Genomic DNA, 9,318 nt, shown 5'->3' with positions numbered 1-9,318 from the left:
GTTCACTTGTACCAAATTGATGTAGATTTAAACTGAAGCAAACAATCGTCTAATGGTGTCTGATCGCCAGGAAATATTCAAAAAAACGTTATTAAAACACCTGTACTTTAACAAGGAATTGTCCTGTGCTGATCTCACACTGCTTACCGGCAGGAGTCTTCCGCATACAACCAAAGCCTTGAATGAATTGGTGAAGAGTGGCCTGGTGCTGGAATCCGGTTATGCCATTTCCACGGGAGGGCGCCGTCCGCAGATGTATTCTGTAAAGCCGGACTACCTGTATATCCTGTCTGTGGCCATGGACCAGTTTGTAACCAGTATCAGCATACTGGATATGCAGAACAGGACAGTGGGAGAAGAGCGCCTGGTATCGTTGGATTTATCGGCGAACCCGGATGCGATCGCACAATTGGGGCAGGAGTTGAAAACGTTTATAGATGCTTCAGGCATACCGGTTGAAAAGTTTGCCGGTATTGGCATCGGGATGCCGGGATTTGTAGATGTAACAAAAGGCATTAACTATTCTTTCTTTGACAGGCAGTACGGAAGTATCAGCGGATATCTTGAAGCGCTTACCGGTGTGCCGGTGATCATTGATAATGATTCCAGCCTGATTGCACTGGCAGAGTGGAAACTGGGAGCAGCGCGGAACCGCCAGAATGCGCTGGTGATTAATATTGGCTGGGGTATTGGTTTGGGGATGGTGCTGAACGGAGAGCTTTTCAGGGGAGAAAACGGGTTTGCAGGTGAATTTTCACACATCCCGCTTTTTACCAATAATAAGATCTGCAGTTGCGGAAAGATGGGTTGCCTGGAAACAGAAACATCTTTATCGGTGATTGCGGAGAAAGCAGTGGCAGGCATCAGTGAAGGAAGAACCACTGTTATGAAAAATTTGTCGATGGATAACCGCGACAACACGTTTAGAAAAATTATGGATGCAGCGGTAAAGGGAGATAATTACGCGGTAGAATTAATATCGCAGGCGGGTTATCATATCGGGCGCGGCATCGCTATACTTATTCACTTGTTGAATCCAAACCTGATCATTTTAAGCGGGAGAGGAACATTGGCCGGGAAATTATGGCTGGCACCTGTACAGCATGCGTTAAATGAGCATTGTATACCAAAAATTGCAGAAAATATAGAAATGATGATATCGCCTTTGGGGTACGCCGCAGAAAGACTTGGAGCGGCAGCACTTGTTATGGAACACCTCGATAAAGGCCAGCTTAGTAAAACAGAGTAATAACACGTTCACTTGTAATATCAATCAAACATGAGGCAGTTGCTAACTGTTGCATGAGGATTTCCCATGCAGTCAGGGAAACTATGCCTTGATTATTTATCCACATCTAAATTCACAGTAATGAAAAGGTGGCTAGGCTTTCTGCTACTAACATGCTTAGTAGCGATGTGCTGTCAAAGCGTTTACGCACAGGAAAAAGTAGGGGTATCAGGTACCCTGAAAGACGCTTCCGGCGCTCCCGTTATCTATGCAACAGTCATTGAAAAAGGTACAACCAATGGCGCTACAACCGACGAAAAAGGAGCTTTCAAACTCCAGGTAAAACCGGGCGCTGTATTGGTTATTTCCAGTGTAGGATTTACTACACAGGAAGTACCCGCATCCGCTAACCTCCACCTTGTTATGGAAGATGCTTCCAAAGGTTTAAACGAGGTGGTGGTAACTGCATTGGGCATTTCCCGCCAGAAAAAATCGCTGGGTTATTCCATGCAGGAAGTAAAAAGCTCCACATTGGTGGAGGCGCATGAAACCAACGTTACCAACGCATTAACCGGTGTGGTAGCAGGTTTACAGGTGATCCGCTCCAGTACCGGCCCTGCAGGTTCTTCTAAAATTAACCTGCGCGGAAACAACTCGCTCACAGGTACTAATCAACCCTTAATTGTGGTGGATGGTATTCCTATGGACAACTTCATTGGTGCCGCACGTGAAAACAACGACGGATGGAACCCTGGAATGGATATGGGTAACGGTTTATCCGACCTGAATCCGGACGATATCGCCAGCATGTCTGTACTGAAAGGCCCCTCTGCTGCGGCGCTGTATGGTAGCCGTGCCGGTAACGGTGTGATCCTCATCACCACTAAAACCGGTAAAAAAACAAATGGCCTGGGCCTTTCTGTTTCATCTACACTTGGTTTCGAAAGCATATTCACGAAACCGGATATGCAGAAAAGCTTCTCACAAGGATTGGATAATGTTTTTGATGAAGAAAAAGGTACCAGCTGGGGCGCAAAAATCGAAGGTCAGAGCTTACCAAACTGGGAAGGAAAAACAGAACCGGTACGCGCTTATGATAATATCAGCCGCTTCTTTAATACGGGCGTAAACCATACAGAGAATATTTCCTTCCAGCAACAACTGGATAAAACATCTGTATATACCTCCCTGAATTATCTGAATGATAAAAGTATGGTGCCGGGAACCAAGCTTTCCCGTTTGAACCTTACCACCAGGGTAACCAGCAAGTATGGAGCATCTGAACGTTTATCTACAGATTTTAAAGTACAGTATTCCAACACCAATGCCCAGAACAGGTTAGCTACAGGCGTAAACAGCAGGAACTACTCCGGTTTGCTTTATACCATGCCGGTTTCCCTGGATATCCGGCAGTTTAAAGACCCTGTAGATGAATTTGGCAAGATGCGCTGGTATGGTATCGGTAACCAGGTAAATCCTTATTGGGCCACCAAATACAATCTGAATGAAGATATCCGTAGCCGGTTTCTTATGAGTGGAAGCATAAAATACCAGTTCACCGATTGGTTAAATGCAGAAGTAAAAGCAGGTGCTGATATTTACAATACCAACGCGGAAACTAAAGTATACGCGGGTAGCCCGGCTCCGATTAACGGAAGCTACAGCAACGAGAAATTTTCATTCTCTGAAGTAAACTACAGTACGCTCATCACTGCAAAGAAAGATAACCTGTTCGGTAAACTGGGCGCTAACCTCAGCGTGGGCGGCAACCTGATGAAACAGCAGTCGTCCCGGGTTGGAAACAGCGCAGGTGAACTGGTGGTGCCTAACCTGTTCCTCATTACCAACGCAAAGGGAGCTATTGTTGTAACAGACGACATCCTGGAACAACGGATCAACTCCGTATATGCAACCGGTGGTGTTAACTGGGATGGTTACCTGTTCCTGGATGCGACAGCACGTAACGACTGGTCATCTACATTGAGCCCTGAAAACCGCTCCTTCTTTTACCCTTCTGTAACACTGGCCTACCTGTTCACCGAACAGTTTAAAACATTGCCACAATGGTTAAGTTACGGTAAAGTAAGAGCTTCTTACGCAGCAGTTGGTAACAGCTTAAAACCTTATCAGCTTTATAACACTTACCAGATTAACCGTGATCCGAATGGTAACCTCACTGCAGGTACAAAACCAGTTTACTATGATAAAAATGTGCGCAGTGAGTTGATCAAATCAATAGAGTTCGGAACAGAGCTTCGTTTTGTTGACAACCGGTTTGGTATAGATGTTACCTACTACAAATCGAATGCAACCAGGCAATTGATCGAACTGCCTATGGACCCCGCCAGTGGTTATGAGAAAAAGAAAATGAATGCAGGTAACATCCAGAACAGCGGTATCGAAATTATGGCAGATGCCAAAATTCTTCAGAACCCTAAAGGACTGCTCTGGAATATCTCCGGTAACCTGTCTATGAACAGGAACAAGATCATTGACATTAACAGTGCAGAAGGTGTAAATGTGTATCCGCTGGGAGGTTTCGACGATCTTGCCATTAATGGAAATACCGGGCAACTGTATGGTGAAATTTACGGAACAAAAGTGCGCAGGGTAACTGATCCTAAGAGTGAGTATTTCGGACAATGGTTATTGGATGCGGCTGGCCGCCCTGTAGCCGGTGAAGAAAACGTTCGTTTAGGCAACCAGCAGCCGAAAGCTTTATTAGGTATCACCAACAGCTTTGCCTATAAAAATTTCAGCCTCGCATTCCTCGTTGATGCCCGTATAGGCGGAGATATGTTTTCTTCCACACAGGTGCTGATGCAACGCAACGGTACTGCTGCTGTTACTGCACCAAACGGTGAAAGACCTGATATGGTAGTTCCTGGTGTAGTGGAAAATGGCAGCGGCGGATATGCCCCGAATACAAAATCTATTACACAGCAACAATACTGGCAGGCAGTTACCGCTGATAATATCGGTATCACCGAATTGAATATGTACGACGCCTCCAACATCCGTCTCAGGAACGTTCAGCTGAGTTATAACCTGTCTAAAAAAGTATTGGGCAGATCAGGTATCCAGGCGGCCCGTGTAGGCGTATCCTGCAATAACGTATGGATGATTTCCAGCCATATGCGCGGCCTTGACCCGGAATCAGTTTTCTCCGTTGGTAATAATGCTACCGGTTATGAAAATGGTGCGCCTCCAACAACCCGCACTTTCCTGGTGAACCTGAGCCTTAGTTTTTAACACTTAACTGTAATTGAAATGAAAAAGATACTCATAAAATCAGGCTGGGCGCTGGCTGCCTTTGTGATGTTGATGTCTGCCTGCAGTAAATTCGAAGAGATCAATAAACAGCCGAAAGAAGCGGACGACACCCAGGTGCAGGTGGAATACTTTATTAATAATTCCATCATCGGCGCACAAATGGATCCGAATATTGCGGAACGTTCTTTCGTATTGTTCTGGAAAAGCGCTGCCCACCAACAGCTTGCCGGTGGCGGTGATATTGTGGACGGTGTTTCCGATGATGGCTGGGCTACTGAATATTACAAATACAGCTCCAGCTGGCTTACCAATATCAATAAAGCGATTGAGGTGGCGGATGCCAAAATCAAGGCAGGAGATATTAAAGAATATACAGACAACCTGAAACAGGTAGCCCGCATCTGGCGTGTGTACCTGATGAGCGAATTGTCGGACAACTTCGGTCCTATTCCCATCGACGGTTTCAAAGGCTCCAACCCGGAATTTGCCGGCGTGAAAGAGGTATATTATTTTATGCTGGATGAATTGAAAGATGCCAGCTCCAAATTAAATACCGCCATTATTCCAACAGAAGATCTTAAACTGCTGGATCCTGCGTATGCCTATGATTTTGCAAAATGGAAACGTTATGCAAATTCCATGCGGCTCCGCCTGGCCATGCGTTTATCAGAAGTAGACGGGGGAAAAGCCAAAACCGAATTTGAAGATGCTGTTAAGGGCGACCTGATCGCCGAAATGACCGATAATTTCCAGGTGCAGGAAAAACCAGGATGGGACCCGCTTTCCGGTGTAATGAGCCGCGAGTGGAATGACCAGACCCTTTCCACTACACTGGAAAATCTTTACACCGGTTTGGGTGGCGTAAAATCAGCCGATCAGCTGGGCGCAAGTTATCAGTCGTATATTAAACCGGCAGATTGGGCCGGGCTGCAAATGACCGATCACTTCTCTACTATGTCCAACGATCCGTTTGCAGGATTCTGGTTCGATGGTATACCGCAAACCGTTGATCCCCGCGCTTACAAGGCGTTTATCCTGCCGGGCGACTTTGTAAATCCAAACTTCAGTAAATATCCTTCATACGACCGCCCTACCTGGGAAACAACAGCCCGTAACCTGGTAAATGCCAGCGGCGCTACTGTTAAAACACTGGAGGCTAAATTTACCTGGAATGGTTCCAACCTGGGCGACTGGGGCACTAAAGGCACACAGAACAGGTGGCTCGCTTTCCCCGGTGCATCACCACGCCTGGGACAACAGTTCCGTAACAGCCAGAATAAACGCATCTTCTTTGCAGCATGGGAAACCAACTTCCTGATGGCAGAAGCCGCAGTGAGAGGATGGACAGTGCCCGTTTCCGGGAAAGCAGCGTATGAGAAAGCGATCGCGCAAAGCTTTGAGTATTGGGGCGTGTCCGGCTTCCTGGGTACTTACCTGGCGTCTACAGGCTATAACATGACCGGTACATCTGTAAGCTGGGATCATACCGCAGAACCGCCAGCCACGCATACCATGAATTTTAAGAATGGTTATACCGGCACAGCAGGCACTGTGGCCATTAAATACCCGGTGAATAACCTGTATAAAAATGGTGCGGTGAAAAACGATCTGCTGACTAAAATCATCACACAGAAATATATCGCCCAGGTGCCCTGGCTGCCGCTGGAAGGATGGAGCGATCAACGCAGGCTGGGATTGCCTTTCTTCGAAAATACCACTATCGAAAAAACAATCATCACCTTGCCTGCTCTGAACAATTCCAATTATATGACCAGCAATGTGAAGTTCTTTCCGCAGCGTATCAAGTATCCTTCTTCCCTGAAGAATACCAACGCGCATGGATATGAACAGGCTATAGCCGCATTGCCGGGCGGAGGAGATGAAGTATTAACACCATTATGGTGGGCTAAGAAACCATAACTTGCCGTTCACTTGTAAAAATGGCCTGCCGGATATCTTTCCGGCAGGCCATTTCTTTTATATGATCATCCTTCGCCTTTTTTATCCCTGAATGCCTTCGGCGTTTGCTGTGTGCGCGCCTTGAATACGGTAGAAAAATAAGCAGGAGAGGAGAAGCCGCACTCGTAGGCTATTTCTGCAATTGATAGTTTGGAATTGACCAGCAGGTACCGGCCCTTTTTAACCCGCGCTTCCAGGATATAGTCGTTTACATTGCAGTTCAGCAGCAACTTTACCTTACGGTATAGCTGCATTTTTGAAATAGCCAGTTCCTGGCAAATATCTTCCACACCGAAATGGTCGTTGCCCAGGTTCTTTTCCACAATGGCTGTGAAATCATTTATAAACCTGCGGTCAGGCTTGCTGGACTGCGCACTGTGTACCCGGGTTTCGGGTTCTGCAATGTAGTGGTCTTTCAGTAAAGCCCGGTTATTAAGCATACTGCTGATGCTTTCCGCCAGGTACTTCAGATGGAAAGGTTTACTGATATAGGCGTCTGCGTTATGCTGCATGCCTTTTATCCGTTGTTCTTCGCTGCTGTTGGCGCTTAGCAGGATCACGGGGATATGGGAGGTACGGATATCCTTTTTCAATGTTTGCAGTACCTGGATGCCATCCATACCCGGCATCATGATATCACAAAGAATGAGGTCCGGTATATGTTCAAAGGCCAGCCTGAGCCCTTCTTCACCATTGCCGGCATGAAACACTTCATATTGCCCGCTGAGGAAATCGGACAGGAAATGATTGAGGTCCGGATGATCTTCTATCAGTAATACCGAATGTGGGTGAGTTTGCACGGCCAATGGCAATTCTTCCGCAGGCGTGTTGTCCAGGTCATCTGTATAACTATGCAGGGAATGATTGATCACATTCATGTGTTCATCATCCTGTTGTATTTCTTCAGGGGCAAAAGGGGCGGAGCTGCCCGGCAGCGTAATACTGAAAGTAGTGCCGGCGCCTTTGCTGCTTTTTACGTTGATGCTGCCATGATGCAGGGAAATGATTTCCCGGGTCAGTGCCAGCCCGATGCCGGTGCCTTTATGTTCATTGTTCCTGCTCTGGTAAAATAGCTCAAATGCATGCGCCAGCGTATTTTCATCCATGCCGCTGCCGTCGTCTTCAATGCGGATCACTGCTTCCTGCCCGGCGGCAGGTTGTTCAAGATAGATATGTACCTTGCCGTAATCGCCGGTAAATTTAAACGCATTAGACAGCAGGTTGTACAACACCCGGTCAAACAGGTGCTGGTCAAACCAGGCTTTAATACCGGGTTGCCGGCTGATGAGGCGGAAGTCGATATGCTTTTTTACGGCAATACCTTTATATGCTTCCATGATATCCAGCATAAAGGAGGGCAGGTCGTTTTCCGCTACTTTCAGTTGCAGTTTCCCGCTTTCAATACGGCGAAATTCCAGTAGCTGGTTCACCAGCCGCATCAGGTGGGTCACGTTTCTCCGCATCAGTTCCAGCTGTTGTTTCTGGGGAGAGGAGAGCTGCCTGTTGCCCGCCAGGTTTTCCAGCGGCGCCTGTATCAGCGTGAGCGGGGTACGGAACTCGTGGGAAAGATTGGTGAAGAAGGTAAACTTGGCCTCTGTGGCTTCCTGGGCCCTGGCAGTCATTTCCACCAGCTGGTCCCGCTGCAGCAGGATCTCATCCCGTTGCTGTTTCAGTTGCCGGTTGATGCGCCGGTTGGTGCGTAAAATAAAGAACAGCACAATACCCAGCAGGAAAGCAATGCCCAGTGTGGTCACCACAATGCGCAACAGGTGCTGCTGATCCTGGTACAGGGAACGTTGTTCCTGCAGCAGCGATTGTTGCTGTTCTATTTCCTGGTGCTGGGCCTGTATCTTATCTATCTGTAACCGCATCAGCTTTACATTGCTGCTGTCGATCAGTACGGTTTGCAGCAGGGTATTGCGTGGTACTTTTTTTCCCGAGAGGATATCGGCAGCCATGCTGATGGCTTCTTTGCCGCCGCTGGGGTACAGCAGCGAGGCGCTGAGGATATCGCGGGATACGAGGTCTATGCCGGCATCGGGGTAAGGGGAGGCGTCTACCCCGATGAAACGGGTATGCATGTTGCCTTTTTCCCGGCAATAACGGTACATACTATACGCCATTACATCGTTCTGTGCAAAAATGATATCCGCCTGTTGTACGGCGGAGTCGTTGTGTGCAGCGGCTTCCAGGGTTTTGTTGGCTACCCAGCTGCCTTCCAGTGTAGCTATCACTTTCAGGCCGGGGTAGTGCAGGAGCGCATCCTGGAACCCCTGGTGCCGTTCTACAGTAGGGGAAGAACCCCGCAGACCGGTTACTTCAATAATGCGTCCGTGTCCGTTCAATTGCGCGGCTATATATTCTGCGGCCAGTTTGCCGATGTTATAATTATCACCCCCGATGTAAGCGGTAAAGGAATCGGTGGCCGCTTTACGGTCCAGGATGATCACCGGGATGCCCTGCCCATATGCAGTGGCAATTACCGGCGCCAGCGGGGCCGCCTCATTAGGCGACACTACCAATATATCAATTTTCCCTGCCAGCAGTTCCCGGATCTGTGCTACCTGTCGCTTACTGTCGCTTTCTGCATCACGATACAATAACTGCATCTCCGGATGATAAAAAAGTTCCCGCTTCATTTCTGTAAGCATGTTCCGGCGCCAGTTGTCGTTACCGGTACACTGGGAAAATCCGATCCGGTACTTTGGCCCTGTTTCCGGGCGGCATCCTGCTATATATAATAACAGGGGAAGGCATATTAAATAGAGATATCGTGCTGGCAATTTTGGTCTTATTTCTAAAAACAATGATACAAAATTGAAAGGGATCGCAGTAGAATATATCTACGTTTATATATA

General features: G+C 47.6%; 4 protein-coding genes. 3 read left to right on the top strand and 1 reads right to left on the bottom strand.

What is annotated here, in order from left to right:
• Positions 1–52 precede the first annotated feature (52 nt).
• The 3 genes from VN105_RS24440 (at position 53) to VN105_RS24430 (ending at position 6,421) form a co-directional block, all read left to right on the top strand.
• On the top strand, positions 53–1,249 hold the full coding sequence (locus tag VN105_RS24440; RefSeq protein ID WP_325645168.1) for an ROK family protein: 1,197 nt from the start codon (positions 53–55) through the stop codon (positions 1,247–1,249).
• Between the two features lie 120 nt (positions 1,250–1,369).
• On the top strand, positions 1,370–4,480 hold the full coding sequence (locus VN105_RS24435) for a SusC/RagA family TonB-linked outer membrane protein (RefSeq protein ID WP_325645166.1): 3,111 nt from the start codon (positions 1,370–1,372) through the stop codon (positions 4,478–4,480).
• Positions 4,481–4,498: 18 nt separating this feature from the next.
• Positions 4,499–6,421: a SusD/RagB family nutrient-binding outer membrane lipoprotein gene (locus VN105_RS24430; protein WP_325645165.1), complete on the top strand. Its 1,923-nt coding sequence runs from the start codon at positions 4,499–4,501 to the stop codon at positions 6,419–6,421.
• A gap of 65 nt (positions 6,422–6,486) precedes the next feature.
• On the opposite strand, the gene VN105_RS24425 is transcribed toward VN105_RS24430, so the two are convergent.
• Complete coding sequence (locus VN105_RS24425) at positions 6,487–9,243, bottom strand: hybrid sensor histidine kinase/response regulator transcription factor (RefSeq protein ID WP_325645163.1); 2,757 nt, start codon at positions 9,241–9,243, stop codon at positions 6,487–6,489.
• Between the last annotated feature and the right edge of the window lie 75 nt (positions 9,244–9,318).

Origin of the sequence: Chitinophaga sp., assembly GCF_035564935.1 — a bacterium.
In the GTDB taxonomy this organism is placed as follows: Bacteria; Bacteroidota; Bacteroidia; order Chitinophagales; family Chitinophagaceae; genus Chitinophaga.
The sequence above is the reverse complement of the archived record's forward strand: the minus strand, read 5'-3'. Positions and strand labels throughout refer to the sequence as shown.

Coding starts and splice junctions, on each gene's coding strand:
- VN105_RS24440 (WP_325645168.1), top strand. CDS start 53: ATGGTGTCTGATCGCCAGGAAATATTCAAAAAAACGTTATTAAAACAC.
- VN105_RS24435 (WP_325645166.1), top strand. CDS start 1,370: ATGAAAAGGTGGCTAGGCTTTCTGCTACTAACATGCTTAGTAGCGATG.
- VN105_RS24430 (WP_325645165.1), top strand. CDS start 4,499: ATGAAAAAGATACTCATAAAATCAGGCTGGGCGCTGGCTGCCTTTGTG.